The sequence below is a fragment of the Streptomyces sp. DvalAA-14 genome (assembly GCF_900091855.1).
Taxonomy (GTDB): Bacteria; Actinomycetota; Actinomycetes; order Streptomycetales; family Streptomycetaceae; genus Actinacidiphila.
This window is the reverse complement of sequence record NZ_FMCH01000221.1, coordinates 80,033-97,804: the sequence shown is the minus strand read 5'-3', so window position 1 is coordinate 97,804 and position 17,772 is coordinate 80,033. Positions and strand designations below refer to the sequence as shown.

The following is a 17,772-nucleotide window of genomic DNA, read 5'->3' as shown; positions in this document are numbered from 1 at the left end:
CGCCCGCCGCCGTGATGCCTCATCGGATCTTCGGGTTGTCTTTTTGTCTTGCTGTCTTGCTGTCTTGCTGTCGGGTGAGCCGACGGTCAGACGGCCGATGTGCCCGACCGGTAGGCGGGGACCGCGGAACCGTCCTCGCCTACCACGAGCTCGCCGTCGTCCCGGCTCTCCCCGTCGCCGTCGACATCGCCGTCCATGGCGATACCGCGGCGCTTGGAGATGTAGACCGCCACCACGATGATCAGCACGGCCACTACCGCCACCGGGATCCGGACCGCGAGATTGGCGTCCGTTCCGTAGCTGAATTTCACCACCGCCGGGGCGATCAGCAGTGCCACCAGGTTCATCACCTTCAGCAGCGGGTTGATGGCGGGGCCTGCGGTGTCCTTGAACGGGTCGCCGACGGTGTCCCCGATGACGGTCGCGGCATGCGCCTCGCTGCCCTTGCCGCCGTAGTGGCCGTCCTCGACCAGCTTCTTGGCGTTGTCCCAGGCGCCGCCGGAGTTGGCCAGGAACACCGCCATCAAGGTGCCCGCACCGATCGCGCCGGCCAGATAGGACGCCAGCGACCCGATGCCGAGCGAGAAGCCGACCGCGATCGGCGCGAGGACTGCGAGCAGGCCGGGGGTGGCCAGTTCGCGCAGCGCGTCCTTGGTGCAGATGTCCACCACCCGGCCGTACTCCGGCAGTTCGGTGCCGTCCATGATCCCGGGGTGTTCGCGGAACTGCCGCCGCACCTCGTAGACCACCGCGCCCGCGGACCGGGAGACGGCGCTGATGGCCAAGCCGGAGAAGAGGAAGACCACCGCCGCCCCGAACAGCAGTCCGACCAGGTTGCTCGGCTGCGAGATGTCCAGGGAGAGCCAGCGGGCGTCGGACGCGGCCGGATGCGCCGTGCTGACCGCGGTGTCGACCGCCTCCTTGAACGACCCGAACAGGGCGGTGGCGGCCAGCACCGCGGTGGCGATGGCGATGCCCTTGGTGATGGCCTTGGTGGTGTTGCCGACCGCGTCCAGGTCGGTGAGCACCTGGGCGCCCTCGCCGTGCACGTCGCCGGACATCTCCGCGATGCCCTGCGCGTTGTCGGAGACCGGCCCGAAGGTGTCCATGGCCACGATGACGCCGACCGTGGTCAGCAGCCCGGTGCCGGCCAGCGCCACCGCGAACAGCGCCAGCCAGACGGAAGTGCCGCCGAGCAGGAAGGCGCCGTACACGGCCAGGCCGATCAGCACCGCCGAGTACACCGCGGACTCGAGGCCCAGCGAGATGCCGGAGAGCACCACGGTGGCGGGTCCGGTCAGCGACGATTTGCCGATGTCGCGGACCGGGCGCCGGCTGGTCTCGGTGAAGTAGCCGGTCAGCTGCTGGATCACCGCGGCCAGCACGATGCCGATGGCCACCGCGACCAGCGCCAGGACGCGCGGGTCGCCGTGGTGGCCGGAGATGTCGGAATCCACGCCCTTGAGGTCGGCGTACGACGACGGGAGGTAGGCGTAGACCGCGATGGCCACGCCGACCAGGGAGATCACCGCGGAGATGAAGAAGCCGCGGTTGATGGCCGTCATACCGCTGCGGTCCGAGCGCCGCGGGGCGACCGCGAAGATGCCGACCATCGCGGTGAGCACCCCGATCGCCGGGATGAGCAGGGGGAACGCCAGACCGGAGTCGCCGAAGGTGACTTTGCCGAGGATCAGTGCCGCCACCAGGGTGACGGCGTACGACTCGAACAGGTCGGCGGCCATGCCCGCGCAGTCGCCGACGTTGTCGCCCACGTTGTCCGCGATGGTCGCGGCGTTGCGCGGGTCGTCCTCCGGGATGCCCTTTTCCACCTTGCCGACCAGGTCGGCGCCCACATCGGCCGCCTTGGTGAAGATGCCGCCGCCGACCCGCATGAACATCGCCAGCAGCGCCGCCCCGAAACCGAATCCCTCCAGCACCTTCGGCGCGTCCGCCTTGTAGATCAATACGACGGCGGACGCGCCCAGCAGTCCGAGTCCCACGGTGAACATGCCGACCACGCCACCGGTCCGGAAAGCGATCTTCATCGCCCGGTGCGAAACAGTGGTCAGGTCGGCCGCGGGTTCACCGGGTTCCGGTGTCGCCGCCCGTGCCGCGGCGGCGACCCGCACATTGCTGCGGACCGCGAGCCACATTCCGACATAACCGGTGACCGCGGAGAAGATCGCGCCCACCAGAAAGAAGATCGACCGCCCGATCCGCTGCGACAAAGTGTCCGCCGGCAGCAGCATGAGCAGGAAGAACGCGGCGACAGCGAAGATCCCCAGCGTGCGGAACTGCCGTGCGAGGTAGGCGTTGGCGCCTTCCTGCACGGCAGCGGCGATCTTCTTCATGCTGTCGGTGCCTTCGTCCGACGCGAGCACTTGACGTACCAGCACCCAGGCGAGCCCCAGAGCGGCCAGGGCGACCGCCGCGATGATCCATACGAGCACCTGGTTACCGCTGGTCAATACCGGCCCGGCGGCAAGCGTGTGGTGGGTGAGTGGCCCCGCCATTCGTCCTCCTTGACGTTTGGCGCATGGGCGTGCGGCTCCTACGGCGCACGAGCCGCCACGCTCAGGCGAGCTGAGCAAGATGGACGGGATTGTAGGGAGCAGCCGAAGATCAAAAAAGGGTGCCGGTAAGGAATTCCCACGGAATGGTTCGGAATCCCACGGTAAATGAAGGTCAGAAATCGGAGCAGCGGGCCGATCGCGCTGTCCGGGCCGCCTGCCTTCGGGTACACGGAGGCCGGGGCGACCAGGCACCGGGACGCGGGCGCTCAGGCACGCGCGCTCATGGCCGGACGCTCGGGCTCAGGCGTCACCGCCCGGGCACTCGGGGCAGCCCGGGCACTCAGGCCGAGACGGTGGGCCAGCTCATGCGGATGGTGCCGCCGGTGTCGCCCTCGATGACCTCGACGTCGTCGACCAGGCCGCTGATCACGGCCAGGCCCATCTCGCCCTCGTCATCGGCCGGCGCGTCGTCGCCGCTGTCGGGGGTCGAACCGGTGGCGTTGCCGGGCACCTCGTCGACCACCTCGATGGAGAACTTCTTCTCCTCCTCATTGAGCAGCACCCGGACCGGCTCCTGCACGCCATTGCTGCGGTGCAGGCCGACGGCCCGGCTGCAGGCCTCGCCCACGGCAAGCCGCACCTCGTCGAGAGCCGCCTCGTCCACCCCCGCCCGGCGCGCCACTTGTGCCGCTACGAGCCGCGCAGTGCGCACGTGCTCGGGCTGGGCGCTGAAGAGCAGTTCTACGGTGGGCATGGCCTGGCCTCCCCCTCGGGTCCATGGGCGGGCATCACGGGGGCCCGGACGGCGACCCGTCCGGTACCCCTCTCGGCGAAATGTCAGTCGGTCGCCGCGACAGCCTCGTCGACCGAGGTGTGGATGGGGAACACCTTGGTCAGACCGGTGATACGGAAAATCTTGAGGATGCGCTCCTGGTTGCACACCAGACGCAGCGATCCTTCATGAGCACGCACCCGCTTGAGACCGCCGACGAGCACACCCAGACCGGTGGAGTCGAGGAAGTCGACCCCCTCCATGTCCACGACCAGGTGGTAATTGCCGTCGTTCACGAGCTCCACCAGCTGCTCACGCAGCTTGGGCGCGGTGTACACATCAATCTCGCCGCCGACCTCGACGATCGTTCGATCGCCGACGGTTCGGGTCGACAGGGACAGGTCCACGGATCCTCCAGCACCTTGCATCGACGCGGCTCCCCCCGAGCCTCTCCCACCGAACGGTAGTAGGGGCCTCCCCACCGAAGGTAGGGGATGGTTGGCAGCCGCGATGGCATTCAATCACTTCGCGGTGGGCGAGCACGACGCCTTGCTGCGATTGTCGGTCACGCCGGTGACACACTGAGTGCCGATGGCCCAGGAACATTCTCCGCAGTCGGCGCACGGTCGCCCGTCCCCCCGGACCGCTTTGGAGCGGCTCGCCGAGGGGGCGGACCGCGCCGTACGCATCACCCATACGGAGCACGTGCCCGCGCGGGTCGGTCGCCATGCATCCTGGCCGGCGGCCATCCGGCCCGAGGTCATCGACGCGATACGGGCGGCCGGGATCGACCGTCCGTGGGAACACCAGGCCCTCGCGGCGGGCCACGCGGCCCGCGGCGAATCGGTGGTCGTCTCCACGGGCACGGCCTCCGGGAAGTCGCTGGCGTATCTGGCGCCGGTGCTCAGCGCCCTGCTGGAAGGATCCGGCACCGGCCCCCGGGGCGCCACCGCGCTGTACCTGTCGCCCACCAAGGCGCTGGCCGCCGACCAGCGGCGCGCGGTGAGCGCGCTGGCCGCCCCCCTGGGCGCCGCGGTCCGCCCGGCCGTCTACGACGGCGACACGCCCTTCGAGGAACGCGAGTGGGTCCGCCAGTACGCGAACTACGTGCTGACCAATCCCGACATGCTGCACCGCGGCATCCTGCCCGGCCACGCCCGCTGGGCCTCCTTCCTGCGCGGGCTGCGCTATGTGGTGATCGACGAGTGCCACACCTACCGCGGGGTCTTCGGCTCCCACGTCGCCCAGGTGCTGCGCCGGCTGCGGCGGGTGTGCGCCCGCTACGGCGCCGACCCGGTCTTCCTGCTGGCTTCCGCGACCTCCGCCGACCCGGGGCGGGCAGCCGCCCGGCTGACCGGTGTGCCGGTGGCCGAGGTCACCGAGGACACCTCGCCGCGCGGTGAACTGGCCTTCGCCCTGTGGGAGCCGCCGCTGACCGAGCTGTCCGGCGAGCACGGGGCCCCGGTCCGCCGCACCGCCACGGCCGAGGCCGCCGAACTCCTCACCGATCTCGTCATCCAGGGCGTGCGCACCGTCGCTTTCGTCCGGTCCCGGCGCGGCGCCGAACTCATCGCCCTGATCGCCCAGGAACGCCTCGCCGCGATCGACCCCTCGCTCCCCGGCCGCGTCGCCGCCTACCGGGGCGGCTATCTCGCCGAGGAACGCCGCGCCCTCGAACGCGATCTGCACTCCGGGCGCCTGCTCGGCCTGGCCTCCACCTCTGCGCTGGAACTCGGCGTGGACATCTCCGGCCTCGACGCGGTGCTGCTGGTCGGCTACCCCGGCACCCGCGCCTCCCTGTGGCAGCAGGCCGGCCGCGCGGGCCGCTCCGGCCAGGGCGCGCTCGCCGTCATGGTCGGCCGCGACGATCCGCTGGACACCTACCTCGTCCACCACCCCGAGGCGATCTTCGAGCAGCCCGTCGAGTCCACCGTCCTCGACCCGGACAATCCCTACGTCCTGGCCCCGCACCTGTGCGCCGCCGCGGCCGAGCTGCCGCTGACCGACCCCGACCTCGAACTCTTCGGCCCGGAGGCGGCCTCCCTGGTGGCGCAGCTCGTCGAACGCGGACTGCTGCGGCGCCGGGCGGGCGGCTGGTACTGGACCCGGCGGGAGCGGGCCGCCGACCTCACCGACATCCGCGGCGAGGGCGGCAAGCCCATCCAGGTCGTGGAGTCCGCCACCGGCAGACTGCTCGGCACCGTGGACGCCGGGGCGGCGCACACCACCGTCCACGACGGCGCCGTCCACCTCCACCAGGGCCGCAGCTACCTCGTGCGGCGGCTGGACCTGGAGGACCACGTGGCCCTCGTGGAACAGGCCGACCCGCCCTACTCCACGATGGCCCGCGACACCACGGAGATCCGTGTCCTGTCCGACGAGCTGGAGGAGCCGTGGGGTGAGGCCCGCATCCACTTCGGCTCGGTCGAGGTCACCCACCAGGTGGTGTCCTTCCTGCGGCGCCGGCTGCTGACCGGTGAGGTGCTGGGCGAGACCAAGCTCGACCTGCCGCCGCGCACCCTGCGTACCCGGGCGGTGTGGTGGACGGTGACCGACGACCAGCTCGACACCGCACGCATCCACCCCGAGGAGCTCCCCGGCGCCCTGCACGCCGCCGAACACGCTTCCATCGGCCTGCTCCCGCTGTTCGCCACCTGCGACCGCTGGGACATCGGCGGCGTCTCCATACCGCTGCATGGCGACACCGGTCTGCCCACCGTCTTCGTCTACGACGGCCACCCCGGCGGTGCGGGCTTCGCCGAACGCGCCTACCGCACCGCCCGCAGCTGGCTCACCGCCACCCGCGAGGCGATCGCCGCCTGCGAGTGCGAGTTCGGCTGCCCCTCCTGCGTGCAGTCCCCGAAGTGCGGCAACGGCAACGATCCCCTCGACAAGGCGGCCGCCGTCCGCCTCCTGGACTGCCTGCTCTCGACCGACCCGGCCGGCTCCTCGGGGATCTCCTCGGGGATCTCCTCGGACGGCGAGCCGGAAAGGGCGGACGGTGCGGACGGGATCCGTGGCGGCAGCGAGGACTCCGGCGACGGTGGGGGCAGCGAGAGCTTCCCGCGCGCCATGGTCGACGGAACCGCACCGACCGCTGGAGTCGGCACCTCCGCCGGCCCCGCCACGGGGTCCCGGACGCCCCCGGAGCCCGGCACGGTCCCCGTGAGCCGGGTGGCCCCGGACGGCGTTCAGGAGGTCGTCGGCGGCCCTTCCGGCGGCGAGTGACGGGCCCGCCCGCGAAGCGACCCGCGCTCCACCGACCTCGGCCACCACATCCGCCACCTCCCCGGTCAGCCGGCAGCCGCTCAAGGCCGCACCTTGGGCGCCGGCGACCCGGGCGGCGAGACCGCAGGCGCTCTTTTCGCCATCCAGCGCGTGATCCGCGGCAGCCAGGGCCGCCAGATCGGCCGCGCCGCCCGCACGGTGCCGGGCGATCACTGCCCGGTCCAGCTGGAGCAGCGCGACGAAGAGAGCGAGCAGCACTCCCATCAGCCCCATCGACCACACAGTCGCCGAGCCGCGCTCCGCCCGCCCGGCACGGTCCGTCACGGCGCGACCCCTCACGGCAGGCCACCTCCCCTCGCGCCCCTGACGTTGTCCTCGGCGTCCTCGGCGGCGTCTTCGACAGCGCTCTCGTCCAGTGCGACGGCCTCGGCGGCCAGCGGGACCGGGAATCGGGGCAGCGGCACCGCGACCCGCACCCGCACCAGGTCTCCGTCCCGGCCGACAGCCACCTGGGCGCCACTCGGCGCCGCGGCCCGGGCCACCCGCAGCACTTCCGCCGGTGTCTCGGACCGGGCCGCGGCCCGGGCACCGGCCCGGGCCGCGTCCACACACCGCACTTGCGCGGCGCCCGCCATCAGCCCCCACACCAGGAACGCGGTGAGCGCCACCAGTGTCGGGATCACCACGGCCGCCTCCGCCGTGACATACCCGCCGTCACCTTGGCCCCGCGATCCGAGCCGCTCAGAACGGCACATGGAGAGCCTTCACGATGACCCCGGTGAGCGCGGTCCGCACCGGTCCGCTCGTCACGATCTTGTAGAGCACGGCCGCGAAACCGCATGCCGCGATGGTGCCGACCGCGTATTCGGCGGTACTCATCCCAGCCTCCGCCGCCGCCCGGCACCTCCGAACCCGTCGGACCAGCCCCGAGGTCGGCGTCCTTCGCCTCGGCCCGTCGGGTGTGTGCCCCGTGGCCTTCGTCGCCTTCATCGTGTTCGTGGCCTTCGTCGTCTTCATCTGGGGGTCCTCCCGTTGGTCGGTTCTCCGGCTCGGTCGCCGGAGGCGCATCGAAAGTTGTGGTGGAAGTGGTGGATAAGGGCAGGTCGAAGCTCGAAGTGACCCGCGAGGTGAGGTGAATCGCTGGGTGAGACGGATCCGGGTGAGGTGAATCGCGGTCAGGTCCGGTATCGCGGTCAGGTCCGGTCGGCGGTCACTTCATCCGCGTCCCGAGGACCGTGCCGGCCAGGCCCATCACCACTGGGGCGACGCCGACCAGCAGGAAGGCCGGGAGGAAGCACACCCCGAGCGGCGCGGTGGCCAGCACCGCCGCGCGTCTGGCCCTCGCGAGGGCGCGGCGGGCTCGCACGGCCCGGCAGTCCGCCGCCAGTCGGGCCATTTCCATTACCGGCGCGCTGCCCGTGGTGGCGGCCCGAGCCAGGCACCGGCCCATCTCCCGCGCGGCCGGCAGGGTGCCGAACCGGTCCCAGCACTCCGCCGGTTCCGCGCCGAGCCGCAGCTCGGCGTGTGCCCGTATCAGCGCGTCCCCCAATGGACCGCCCAAGCAGCGCCCCACGGCTCCCGCTGCCTCTCCCGGGGTGGCCCCGGCGGCCAGGCAGGCGGCCATCAGGTCGGCGCAGAGTGGCAGTTCGGAGTCCTCGGCCTCCCCGTCCCCTCCAGGCCGCTCAGCAGGCGCCTGTCGCCTCCTGAGCCATTTCCTAGCCCCTACCCCCACCCCGGCTCCTGCCAGAGCGCCCAGCGGCCCACCGATCAGCACCGAGACTCCGAGCCCGGCAGCGACCACCGGCCCCCACTCCCGCAGCAGCTCCGGCCACCCGTGCAATCGCAGGGCGCCGCCCGCAGTCGCCCGCGCCGAACTCCTCCTACCGAGCGCCCAGCGCACTCGCCGGACACCGCGCATTCGCTGCCGTAGCTCGGCCAGGGCCAGCAGCCCGGCGGCCACGACGGCCAGAACGGCTCCAGTCGTCCCCAGGCTGTGGACAGCCCATCCGGTCCCGCCGCTCATGACGCCGCCTCTCGGGCCGGCCCCGCCATGACCACTGGATCAGCCTCCGTCTGCTGCCCGCGTTCCTTGGGTGGTCCGCCTCGGTGACCGTCCTCGGCGGCGCGGATGATCCGTGCCGTCCACGCGAGGCCGGCCCATTCCAGGGCCGCCCCCGCCAGCAGGCAGACCAGCCCGGCCGGGCTGTGCAGCAGCGTCGCCGTGGGGTGGGCGCCGAGCCCGGTGCCCAGGACGAGCCCGAACAACGGCAGGAGGGCCAGCAGTACGGCGGTCGAGCGGGGGCCCGCCAATTGCGCTCGCAAGTCCTCCCGCTGATCGGCCTCCGCACGCAGCACGGCGGCCACCCGGTCCAGGGCTGCTGCCAGCCCCGCCCCGCCGTCCACCGCCACTTGCCAGCAGGCGGCGACCGCGGCGAGCCCGCGGGTGCCCTCGTGGAGCCGGGACGCCGCGCGCAGTGCTCCCGGCACGTCACCACCGAAGCGCGCGGCCGACAGCATCAGCCCTGCCGACTGGGCGAGTTCGGGCATCCGGGCCCATCCCGCCGACTCCACGGCGTCGGCGAGCGCCGCATGGGGCGGCCTCCCGGCTCTGAGATCGCCTGCCACCCTGCCGCACAGTGTCCCCACCGCGGCGAGCCCGCGCTCGGCTGCGGCACGCTCCGCCCGCCTGCTCAGGGCCCGCCCCGTCAGAGGCGCGCCGGCCGCACTGCCCACCACCGGCAGCAACGACCTGGTCATCAGCCCGAGCAGCAGCCCCAGCGCCAGGCAGGGCACCCAAGGTCTTCCCACCGCGGCTCGCCGCAGCCGCGTGGCCGCTTCCCGCGCCCGCTCCCCGGTCGAGCGCGCGATCCGGTGCTCGGCTCCGCCCACCAGCCGAAAGGCGCGCCGGCGTACCGCCACAGCGGGGCGGGCCGTGCGCAGGATCAGCACCGCGGCGCACAGAGCGGCGGCCCACCCGAGGGCCATCGGTGTCGGTCCCGGACTCATCGCGCACCCGCCGAGCACAGTCCGGTCAACCGCTGCCAGCCCGGGCCTCGGTCGATCCGCCCGCTTCTGTCGCGGACAAGGGCCGGAACAGTGGCGACCAGGCCGTCGGAATCCCGCCGCAGGACATGGATCTCGGCCAGCCGGCGGCGCCCCGACCCTTCCCGCACCAGATGGACGACGACAGACAGGGCGGCCGCCAACTGACTGTGCAGGGCCGCCCGGTCCAGGCCCGCCGTGGCGCCGAGCGCTTCGAGCCGGGCCGGCACATCGGCGGCAGCGTTGGCATGCACCGTGCCGCACCCACCCTCATGCCCGGTGTTCAACGCGCCCAGCAGATCGGTCACTTCGGGGCCGCGCACCTCGCCGACCACCAAACGGTCAGGGCGCATCCGCAGCGCCTGCCGGACCAGGTCCCGCAAGGTGACTTGCCCGGCGCCCTCCTGATTGGCCGGCCGGGTCTCCAGCCGGACCACATGCGGGTGGTCAGGTCGCAGTTCGGCCGAATCCTCGGCGAGCACGATGCGCGCACCGGGGTCGACCAGGCCGAGCAGACAGCTCAGCAAGGTCGTCTTGCCACAGCCTGTTCCTCCACTGATCAGGAAGGAGAGCCGGGCATCGAGCACGTCCCGCAGCAGCGCGGCAGTCTCACGGTCCAGGGTGCCGACGGCGACCAGCTCGGCCGGGGTGAAGGCCCGGGACCGCACCACCCGAAGCGAGAGGCAGGCCGAACCGACGACGACCGGCGGCAGGACCGCGTGCAGCCGAGTACCGTCCGGCAACCGGGCGTCGACCCAGGGCCGCGCGTCGTCCAGCCGCCTTCCTGCCGTGGTGGCCAGCCGCTGGGCAAGGCGGCGCACCGCGGCGGCGTCCGCGAACGCGACGCCGCTGCGCTCCAGACCGCGTCCGCGGTCGATCCACACCTGATCGGGTGCGTTGACGAGGATGTCGGTCACATCCGGGTCGGCCAGCAGCGGTTCCAGCGGGCCGGCGCCGACGAGTTCGGAGCGCAACGCCGCCACGACGTCGAGTACTTCGGCGTCACCGAGCAACCGCCCGCGGGCTCGTAGTGCCGCCGCCACCCGGGCCGGCGTGGGCTCGCCGCCGTGCTCCGCGAGGTGGAGCCGCACGGCCTCCAGGAGTTCGGTGCTCATACCGGCACGCTCCCGACACCCGGGAGGGCCCGCTCGAGGAAGGCGCCGCAGAAGCGAGCGAGGGGACCGCGTCCGGAGGCGCCGGGCGGGCCGGTACCTGGCGTCCCGTCGGCCAGGGCCGGCTCCGGTGACAGGTCACCAGCCAATGGCACTCCGACCAGGCGGGCGATCTCCCGCTCGCGAAGCCCGGAGTCGAAGGGTCCGCGGGCGACGACGCGCAGGTCTTTCAGGACCATGCCGATGGCGGACGCCACCCGGGTGGCGGCGGCCACCGCCCGCAGTTCCGCGGGGACGACCAGCAGCCCGACATCGATCTGGGCAAGCGTCTCGGTGATGGCTTCGTCGACCCTGCGGGGCAGGTCGACCACGACCACCCCACCGCGCCGCCGGGCCGCGCCCAGCACCGACCGCATGGCCTGCGGCGGGATGAGGACGGAGTCGCCGCGATCCCAGCTGAGCACGCTGAGCGCGTCCAGCCTGGGCAAGGACTCCTCCAGTGCGCCGCTGTTGACCCGGCCGCGCGAGTCGGCGAGGTCGGGCCAGCGCAGCCCTCTGGTGCGTTCCGCGCCGAGCATGATGTCGAGCCCGCCGCCGAGCGGATCGCCGTCGATGAGCATGGTGCGCCGCCCGCTCCGGGCAGCGGTGATCGCCAGCGCGCAGGCGAGCGTGCTCGCCCCGGCGCCACCACGCCCGCCCACGACGCCGATGGTCAGTGCCGGTTCGCCGACGCCTTCGGCGACGTCGGCGATCCGGTCGACCAGCCAGCTCTCGGCATCGGGAAGAAAAAGGACATGATCGGCTCCGATTCCGACACCGCGGCGCCAGACTTCCGGATCGTCCAGATTCCGTCCGACGAGCAGCACGCCTTTGCGTCGCGGGGCACCCCGGACTCTTCCGGACGCTTCCGCTCCGACCAGGACAAGGGGTGCGTCGTCCCAACTCGTGGCGCGTGGCGGGCTCGCGAAGACGACTTCCGGTTCCGTACCCGCCGCCGCGCACAGCCGCAGCAGATCGTCGAGGAGACTTTCGTCATCGGTGACAATCAACGGTCGGGCGGAGCGTTCCGCCGACGTCGGCAAGCGGTCGTTCTTGGTGGTTCCTGTCATTTCCCTGTCCCCCGTCGCTTGTGATGCGAGCACGGTGTGCTTCGCCTGCGATCAGCTTGGGACAGTGCGAGGAATTGAGACGGTCTCGGTTGGAATCTGTGGACAACTCGGCCTTTGTGGATAACTTCGCCACTCGGTCGGGTGAGTTCCCCTCCAACCCGAAACGATTACGCTCCGTCACGCGTCATACACGGTGACACGCACACACATACGAAGGAGAGCGACATGAACGGCGGCGACGCGGGACACGGCCGACAGGGGCAAAACGTGTCCGGACATGCGACGACCCCCGCCGGGGGGGAGAGCGGGGGTCGTCCCCACGATCTGACTCGGGGGGGGAGGAGCCAGACCGGGTTAGCACGGTCGCGAACGATCCGTGACTTCCATGGTGTACCCGGAGGCGTCTCCAAGCAAACCCACGCGCCTGAGCTTACGCCGAATGGTGGTTGCCTATGCTCGTCTCGTGGAAAACCACCTGCCACCGCGCACCGCGGCGTTCTTCGATCTCGACAAGACCGTGATCGCCAAGTCCAGCACGCTCGCCTTCGGGCGCTCCTTCTACCACGGCGGTCTCATCAACAGACGAGCGGTATTGCGTACCGCCTATGCGCAGTTCGTGTACCTGGTCGGTGGTGCGGATCACGACCAGATGGAGGGCATGCGCAAATACCTCTCCGAACTGTGCCGGGGGTGGAATGTCCAGCAGGTACGGGAGATCGTGGCGGAGACGCTGCATGATCTGATCGACCCGATCATCTACGACGAGGCGGCGTCGCTGATCGAGGAACACCACGCGGCCGGCCGCGACGTGGTGATCGTCAGCGCGTCCGGATCGGAGGTCGTCGAGCCGATCGGGGAGATGCTCGGAGCGGACCATGTGGTCGCCACGCGTATGGTCGTCAAGAACGGCGCTTACAACGGCGAGATCGACCACTACGTCTACGGTCCGGCGAAAGCCGAAGCCATCGCCGAGCTGGCGGAGTCCGAGGGCTACGACTTGGAGAGGTCCTTCGCCTACAGCGACTCGGTGACCGACATCCCCATGCTCGAGACGGTCGGGCATCCGTATGCGGTCAATCCGGACCGGGCACTGCGCAAAGAGGCCGTCGCCCGGGACTGGCCGGTGCTCACCTTCAGCCGTCCCGTCCGGCTGAACCAGCGGATCCCGTCGCTGTCGATGCCGACGGGGCCCACCCTCGCGGTCGTCGCGGTCGGCGCGGCAGCCGCCGCCGCGGGCCTGGTATGGCTGGCCGCACGCCGCCACCGGCCGATCGCCGCCTCCTGATCCACCTTGAGAAGTGACTTGAGAAGTGAAAAGTGCAGCCAGGGAGACACCGCGGCGGCGACACCCTGCCGACGCCGCCACGCACCGGCCGGACGAAGTCCCCGTTCATGACGACCCGCCGCCGGCGCTTCGGCCGGCGGTCAGGCCGCTCCCCGTTGGAGCGCCTCGCACACAGCGACGCTTTCCCGTACGCCCAGTTCCAAGGCCCGACCGCAGTGCGCGATCCACTCGGCCATCCCCTCAGGCGTGCCCGAGGCGTACCCCTCGAGGGCTTTGAGATAGCCGGCCCGGCCCAACTCCGCGAAGCCGACCTCGGCCGGGCAGATGGACTTGGGGTCGAGTCCGCTGCCGACCAGCACGATCCGCTCGGCCGCGCGGGCGACGGGACCGTTGAAGGAGCCGAAGGGACGCAGACAGAGCAGTTCTCCGTGCACCACCGCGCCGGCCACCAGCGCGGGCGCCGCGGTTCCCGAGCGCAGCAGGTCGGCCAGCCCGTCCAGCCGGGCGGCCACCTCACGCGGTTCCGGCAGCGGAATCCCGGTGATCCCGACGAACGACTCGGTCACCGGCTCCCCGGCCAGCCGCGGCCGGCCGACCGTGGCCTCGTCAGCGGCTCCGCCCGCCGCCACCAGGTGCAGCCTGGCCAGTGCCTGTAGGGGCGAGCGCCGCCAGACAGCGAGGAGTTGGCCGGCCTCCGCGGTCAACCGCAGCGCCGCGCCGACGATGCGGGCCTCGTCGTCCGCGGAGAAGTCGCTGCGCCGGCGCACCTCTTCCAGCGACCAGTCCGCGCCGGACAACGCCGCCGATGCCCGCGCCCCGCGCAGCGCCGCCTCGGACGCCACCTCGTCGGACCGACGGCGCATCACCCGATGGGCGTAGAGCCTGTCCACGGCCTGCCGTACCGACTCCACCGCCTCGGGAACACCCGGCAGCGCCCCCAAAACGGCCAGTGGGTCGACCGGCTCGGGAGCGGGGAATGAAGCTGCTTTCGTAGCCATACTTCCGACCCTACGCACCCCCCGCAGGGCGACACGACCTCGATCGAGTGGCCTTCCCCACTTCAAACCTGCTCCAGCAAGGCTCCGCCGCTACGCTGACCGAACATGAAGATCGCTTTCGTCGGAAAGGGCGGCAGCGGCAAGACCACGCTGTCGTCCCTGTTCATCCGTCACCTCGCCGCGGCACGCATCACGGTCGTCGCGATCGACGCGGACATCAATCAGCACCTGGGCCCCGCGCTCGGCCTCGACGAGGAGGAGGCCGCCGCGCTGCCCGCGCTCGGCGCCCATCTGCCGGAGATCAAGGAGTATCTGCGCGGTGCGAACCCGCGGATCACCTCCGCCGAGGCCATGATCAAGACCACCCCGCCCGGCCACGGCTCCAGGCTGCTGCGTCTGCTGGAGGACAACCCGGTCTATGCCGCCTGCGCCCGGCGGGTCACCTTCGACGAAGGCGGGACCGCGGGTTCCGACGGAGATCGCGGCAGTGACCCCGACGCCGCTTCGGGCGTACGGCTGATGGTGACGGGGCCTTTCAACGAGGCTGATCTGGGCGTGGCCTGCTACCACTCGAAGGTCGGCGCGGTGGAGTTGTGCCTGAACCACCTGGTGGACGGCCGCGGGGAGTACCTGGTCGTCGACATGACCGCGGGCAGCGACTCCTTCGCGTCCGGGATGTTCACCCGCTTCGACCTGACGTTCCTGGTGGCCGAGCCGACCCGCAAGGGCGTTGCCGTCTACCGCCAGTACAAGGAGTACGCCCGCGATTTCGGGGTCAGCCTCGCTGTCGTGGGCAACAAGGTGCAGGGCGAGGACGACCTGGACTTCCTGCGGGCCGAAGTGGGCGACGACCTGCTGGTCACCGTCGGCCACTCGGACTGGGTGCGGGCCATGGAGAAGGGCCGCCCCCCGCGTTTCGAGTTGCTGGAGGACACCAACCGGCGGGCCCTGCGCACCATGCACGACCGCGCGGACGAGGCCTACGGGGCGAGGGACTGGGCGCGCTACACCCGCCAGATGGTGCACTTCCACCAGCGGAATGCCGAGAGTTGGGGCAACGCGAGGACCGGTGCGGACCTGACGGCCCAGATCGACCCCGGGTTCGTGCTGAGCGAATCACTTCTGACGGTTCCGGCCCACGCCTGATCGCCGGCGCCCGCGGCTCCCGCCGGCGGCCAGATCCTTCGCCAACCCCTCGGCGCGGACTCACCGTAGCCGCAGCTCCACGCCAATCTCACGACAATTCACTCGATGGCGGTAAATACACTCCCGATCAGACCTCTGGACTTCACTCTCCGCAGTCGATGCATTACTCTCCATTTACTGGCACTTGAGAGTAGCGATGGCATCACGCCCCGCTACCGGCTCCCGCCGTCCACCGAAGGAGACGGGAAATGAGACTGCACCCACTCGACCGATTCACCGCTCACCGATCCGATCTGTCCGCCTCGATCACCGTCTTCCTGATCGCCGTCCCCTTGTCCCTCGGTCTGGCGCTGGCGACCGGCGCGCCCTTGCAAGCCGGCCTGGTCGCCGCGGCCGTCGGCGGGATCGTTGCCGGCTCCCTCGGCGGCGCGCCGCTCCAGGTCACCGGCGCCGCCACCAGCCTGGTGGTGGTCACCGCGGATCTCGTCCAGCGGTACGGCTGGCCCGCCACCTGCGCCGTCACCGTGCTGGCGGGGCTGGCCCAGATCCTGCTGGGCGCCCTGCGGGTGGCCAGAGCCGCCCTGGCGGTCAGCCCGGCCGTCGTGCACGGCATGCTCGCCGGCATCGGCACGGTCATCGCCGTCGGCCAGCTGCATGTGGTGCTGGGCGGCAGCCCGCAGAGCTCGGCGATCGAGAACATCACCGCCCTGCCCGGCCAGCTGGTCGACAGCCACCCCATCACCCCGGTGATCGGGGCGCTGACGGCAGCCGTCATGTTCGGCTGGCCCCGGCTGCGGGGCAGAGCCGGGGTACTGCGGGCGATCCCGGCTCCGCTGGCGGCCGTCACGCTGGCCACGGTTGCGAGCACCGGCCTGTCGGTGCCGCGGGTCAAGTTGCCGAGTTGGAGCGCCCCCGCACTGCCCGCGCTGCCGGACGGCCCGCTGCTGGGGCTGCTGGCGGCGGTCGTCACCGTCACGCTGGTGGCCAGCATGGAATCCCTGCTGTCGGCGCTGGCGGTGGACACCCTTCGCTCGCAGCGCCAGGGTCCGCAAGCCGCTCCGGCCGGGCTCGACCGAGAGCTGCTCGCTCAGGGCGCGGCCAATCTGCTCTCCGGCGCGCTCGGCGGCATGCCGGTGGCGGGCGGCGCGATGCGCGGGTCCGCGAATGTCGAGGCGGGCGCCCGCACCCGGCGGGCCGCGGTGCTGCACGGCGTATGGGTGCTGCTCTGCGCGGGGGCCGCCTCCCGGGTGCTGGAGGCGATCCCGCTGGCCGCGCTGGCGGCTCTGGTGATGCTGGTCGGGGTGCGGATGGTGAGCTTCGCCCACATCCGGCACATCCACCGGCACCGCGAATTCCCGGTGTACGCGGCGACGGTCGGCTCGGTGGTGCTCCTCGGGGTGCTGCAGGGGGTGCTGGTCGGCGGCGCGGTCGCCGTATTCCAGGCGATGCGCCGTCTCACCCGCACCCGGGTGACCGTCAGCGAGGAGCCCGGCTGCCACCGGGTACGGGTGACCGGGCAGTTGACGTTCCTGGCGGTGCCCCGGCTGACCCGGGCCTTCGCCGAGTTGCCCGATGACGCCAATGTGGTGGTGGAGCTGGACGGCTCGTTCATGGACCACGCGGCCTACGAGGCGCTGCGTTCCTGGTCCGTCCGGCACCGATCGCACGGCGGCCGGGCGGTGCTGGGTGACGGCGCCGGACGGACCGTCATCGAGCCGGTCAGTGCGCATGTGTGCCGCCCCTGGATTCCCTGGCGCAATCATCACTGCACCCGTTCGGCGGCGGTCCCCGCCACCAGCGGCGGTCAGTTGCTCGGCGGCGTCAGCGCGTTCCAGCGCCATACGGCCCCGCTGGTCCGCGAGGAGCTGGCCCGGCTGGCCCGGGAGGGCCAGAGCCCCGGGCAGCTCTTCCTGACCTGCGCGGACTCCCGGCTGGTCACCAGCATGATCACGTCGAGCGGGCCGGGAGACCTCTTCACGGTCCGCAATGTCGGCAATCTGATGCCGCCACCGGGTTCCGACGTGTCGTGCGACTCGGTGGCCGCCGCGGTGGAATACGCGGTGGAGGTGCTGCAGGTTTCCAGCATCACGGTGTGCGGCCACTCGGGGTGCGGCGCGATGCAGGCGCTGCTCGGTTCCGACCACGAGCCCGGCGCGCAGACGCCTTTGGCCCGGTGGCTGCGGCACGGCCGTCCGAGTCTGGCCCGGCTGAGCCGGGTGGGGCCGCTGGGTCCGGGCCAGGTCGCGATCGCCGACCGGCCGATCGCGGATGATCAGGAGCGGCTCGCTCTGGTCAATGTGATGACGCAACTCGACCATCTGATGGCGCATGCCTGCGTGTCCCGCAGGGTCGGCGAGGGGACCTTGCAGCTGCACGGCATGTACTTCCATGTCGGCGAGGCGCAGGCGTACATCGTGGACCGCTCGACAAGTGTGTTTGCCGCGGTGCGGCCGGATGACAACGCCCTGCCCGGTCTTGCCGGTACCCGCGCGACCCTTGGCGGGCCTGGCCAGGAGGGCACCGACGGACAGGAGGGGCTGGAGGGACTCGCCGCAAAGGTCTAAACC

14 protein-coding genes and 1 pseudogene are annotated in these 17,772 nt (G+C 71.5%); 4 read left to right on the top strand and 11 right to left on the bottom strand.

Annotation, left to right across the window (positions count from 1 at the left end; translation table 11 throughout):
- Positions 1-86 precede the first annotated feature (86 nt).
- The 3 genes from GA0115240_RS11605 to bldG form a co-directional block, all read right to left on the bottom strand.
- Positions 87-2,513: a sodium-translocating pyrophosphatase gene (locus tag GA0115240_RS11605; protein ID WP_093736592.1), complete on the bottom strand. Its 2,427-nt coding sequence runs from the start codon at positions 2,511-2,513 to the stop codon at positions 87-89.
- 340 nt (positions 2,514-2,853) lie between these two features.
- Entirely contained in the window at positions 2,854-3,267 is a 414-nt protein-coding gene (locus GA0115240_RS11600) for an ATP-binding protein (protein WP_093736591.1), read from the bottom strand.
- 83 nt (positions 3,268-3,350) lie between these two features.
- Positions 3,351-3,692, bottom strand: a complete 342-nt coding sequence (gene bldG / locus GA0115240_RS11595; protein ID WP_093736590.1) for an anti-sigma factor antagonist BldG — start codon at positions 3,690-3,692, stop codon at positions 3,351-3,353.
- Between the two features lie 184 nt (positions 3,693-3,876).
- Between bldG and GA0115240_RS11590 the strand changes: the two genes are divergently transcribed.
- Positions 3,877-6,513, top strand: coding sequence for a DEAD/DEAH box helicase (locus GA0115240_RS11590; RefSeq protein ID WP_093736589.1), 2,637 nt, complete (start codon positions 3,877-3,879; stop codon positions 6,511-6,513).
- 39 nt (positions 6,514-6,552) lie between these two features.
- Here the strand turns inward: GA0115240_RS11590 and GA0115240_RS11585 are convergent.
- From GA0115240_RS11585 to ssd, 7 genes and pseudogenes are all read right to left on the bottom strand, one after another.
- Positions 6,553-6,777 (bottom strand): annotated as a pseudogene (locus tag GA0115240_RS11585) (Rv3654c family TadE-like protein); the annotation flags it as partial.
- 71 nt (positions 6,778-6,848) lie between these two features.
- Positions 6,849-7,199, bottom strand: coding sequence for a TadE family type IV pilus minor pilin (locus tag GA0115240_RS11580; RefSeq protein WP_370673318.1), 351 nt, complete (start codon positions 7,197-7,199; stop codon positions 6,849-6,851).
- A gap of 55 nt (positions 7,200-7,254) precedes the next feature.
- The gene (locus GA0115240_RS11575; protein WP_237554789.1) at positions 7,255-7,392 is read right to left on the bottom strand and encodes a DUF4244 domain-containing protein; all 138 of its coding nucleotides are present in this window, start codon (positions 7,390-7,392) and stop codon (positions 7,255-7,257) included.
- 331 nt (positions 7,393-7,723) lie between these two features.
- Positions 7,724-8,137, bottom strand: coding sequence for a type II secretion system F family protein (locus GA0115240_RS38020; RefSeq protein WP_237554788.1), 414 nt, complete (start codon positions 8,135-8,137; stop codon positions 7,724-7,726).
- 395 nt (positions 8,138-8,532) lie between these two features.
- On the bottom strand, positions 8,533-9,498 hold the full coding sequence (locus GA0115240_RS11565) for a type II secretion system F family protein (RefSeq protein ID WP_237554787.1): 966 nt from the start codon (positions 9,496-9,498) through the stop codon (positions 8,533-8,535).
- 17 nt (positions 9,499-9,515) lie between these two features.
- Positions 9,516-10,670, bottom strand: coding sequence for a TadA family conjugal transfer-associated ATPase (locus tag GA0115240_RS11560; RefSeq protein WP_093736587.1), 1,155 nt, complete (start codon positions 10,668-10,670; stop codon positions 9,516-9,518).
- Positions 10,667-11,776, bottom strand: coding sequence for a septum site-determining protein Ssd (ssd, locus tag GA0115240_RS11555; protein WP_093736586.1), 1,110 nt, complete (start codon positions 11,774-11,776; stop codon positions 10,667-10,669). The genes GA0115240_RS11560 and ssd overlap by 4 nt, the downstream gene beginning before the upstream one ends.
- Before the next feature lie 439 nt (positions 11,777-12,215).
- Here ssd and GA0115240_RS11550 point away from each other — a divergent pair, with 439 nt between their 5' ends.
- Positions 12,216-13,061 (top strand): HAD family hydrolase, encoded by an 846-nt coding sequence (locus GA0115240_RS11550; RefSeq protein ID WP_093736585.1) that lies wholly within the window; start codon positions 12,216-12,218, stop codon positions 13,059-13,061.
- A gap of 140 nt (positions 13,062-13,201) precedes the next feature.
- On the opposite strand, the gene GA0115240_RS11545 is transcribed toward GA0115240_RS11550, so the two are convergent.
- Complete coding sequence (locus GA0115240_RS11545; RefSeq protein WP_093736584.1) at positions 13,202-14,059, bottom strand: oxidoreductase; 858 nt, start codon at positions 14,057-14,059, stop codon at positions 13,202-13,204.
- 105 nt (positions 14,060-14,164) lie between these two features.
- Here GA0115240_RS11545 and GA0115240_RS11540 point away from each other — a divergent pair, with 105 nt between their 5' ends.
- Both GA0115240_RS11540 and GA0115240_RS11535 read left to right on the top strand, forming a co-directional pair.
- Positions 14,165-15,205, top strand: a complete 1,041-nt coding sequence (locus GA0115240_RS11540; RefSeq protein WP_093736583.1) for an ATP-binding protein — start codon at positions 14,165-14,167, stop codon at positions 15,203-15,205.
- A 248-nt stretch (positions 15,206-15,453) separates the two neighbouring features.
- Positions 15,454-17,769, top strand: coding sequence for a bifunctional SulP family inorganic anion transporter/carbonic anhydrase (locus GA0115240_RS11535; RefSeq protein WP_093736582.1), 2,316 nt, complete (start codon positions 15,454-15,456; stop codon positions 17,767-17,769).
- Positions 17,770-17,772: the final 3 nt, after the last annotated feature.

Coding starts and splice junctions, on each gene's coding strand:
- GA0115240_RS11605 (WP_093736592.1), bottom strand. CDS start 2,513: ATGGCGGGGCCACTCACCCACCACACGCTTGCCGCCGGGCCGGTATTG.
- GA0115240_RS11600 (WP_093736591.1), bottom strand. CDS start 3,267: ATGCCCACCGTAGAACTGCTCTTCAGCGCCCAGCCCGAGCACGTGCGC.
- GA0115240_RS11590 (WP_093736589.1), top strand. CDS start 3,877: ATGGCCCAGGAACATTCTCCGCAGTCGGCGCACGGTCGCCCGTCCCCC.
- GA0115240_RS11575 (WP_237554789.1), bottom strand. CDS start 7,392: ATGAGTACCGCCGAATACGCGGTCGGCACCATCGCGGCATGCGGTTTC.
- GA0115240_RS38020 (WP_237554788.1), bottom strand. CDS start 8,137: ATGGCCGCCTGCCTGGCCGCCGGGGCCACCCCGGGAGAGGCAGCGGGA.
- GA0115240_RS11565 (WP_237554787.1), bottom strand. CDS start 9,498: ATGGCCCTCGGGTGGGCCGCCGCTCTGTGCGCCGCGGTGCTGATCCTG.
- GA0115240_RS11560 (WP_093736587.1), bottom strand. CDS start 10,670: ATGAGCACCGAACTCCTGGAGGCCGTGCGGCTCCACCTCGCGGAGCAC.
- ssd (WP_093736586.1), bottom strand. CDS start 11,776: ATGACAGGAACCACCAAGAACGACCGCTTGCCGACGTCGGCGGAACGC.
- GA0115240_RS11550 (WP_093736585.1), top strand. CDS start 12,216: ATGGTGGTTGCCTATGCTCGTCTCGTGGAAAACCACCTGCCACCGCGC.
- GA0115240_RS11545 (WP_093736584.1), bottom strand. CDS start 14,059: ATGGCTACGAAAGCAGCTTCATTCCCCGCTCCCGAGCCGGTCGACCCA.
- GA0115240_RS11540 (WP_093736583.1), top strand. CDS start 14,165: ATGAAGATCGCTTTCGTCGGAAAGGGCGGCAGCGGCAAGACCACGCTG.
- GA0115240_RS11535 (WP_093736582.1), top strand. CDS start 15,454: ATGAGACTGCACCCACTCGACCGATTCACCGCTCACCGATCCGATCTG.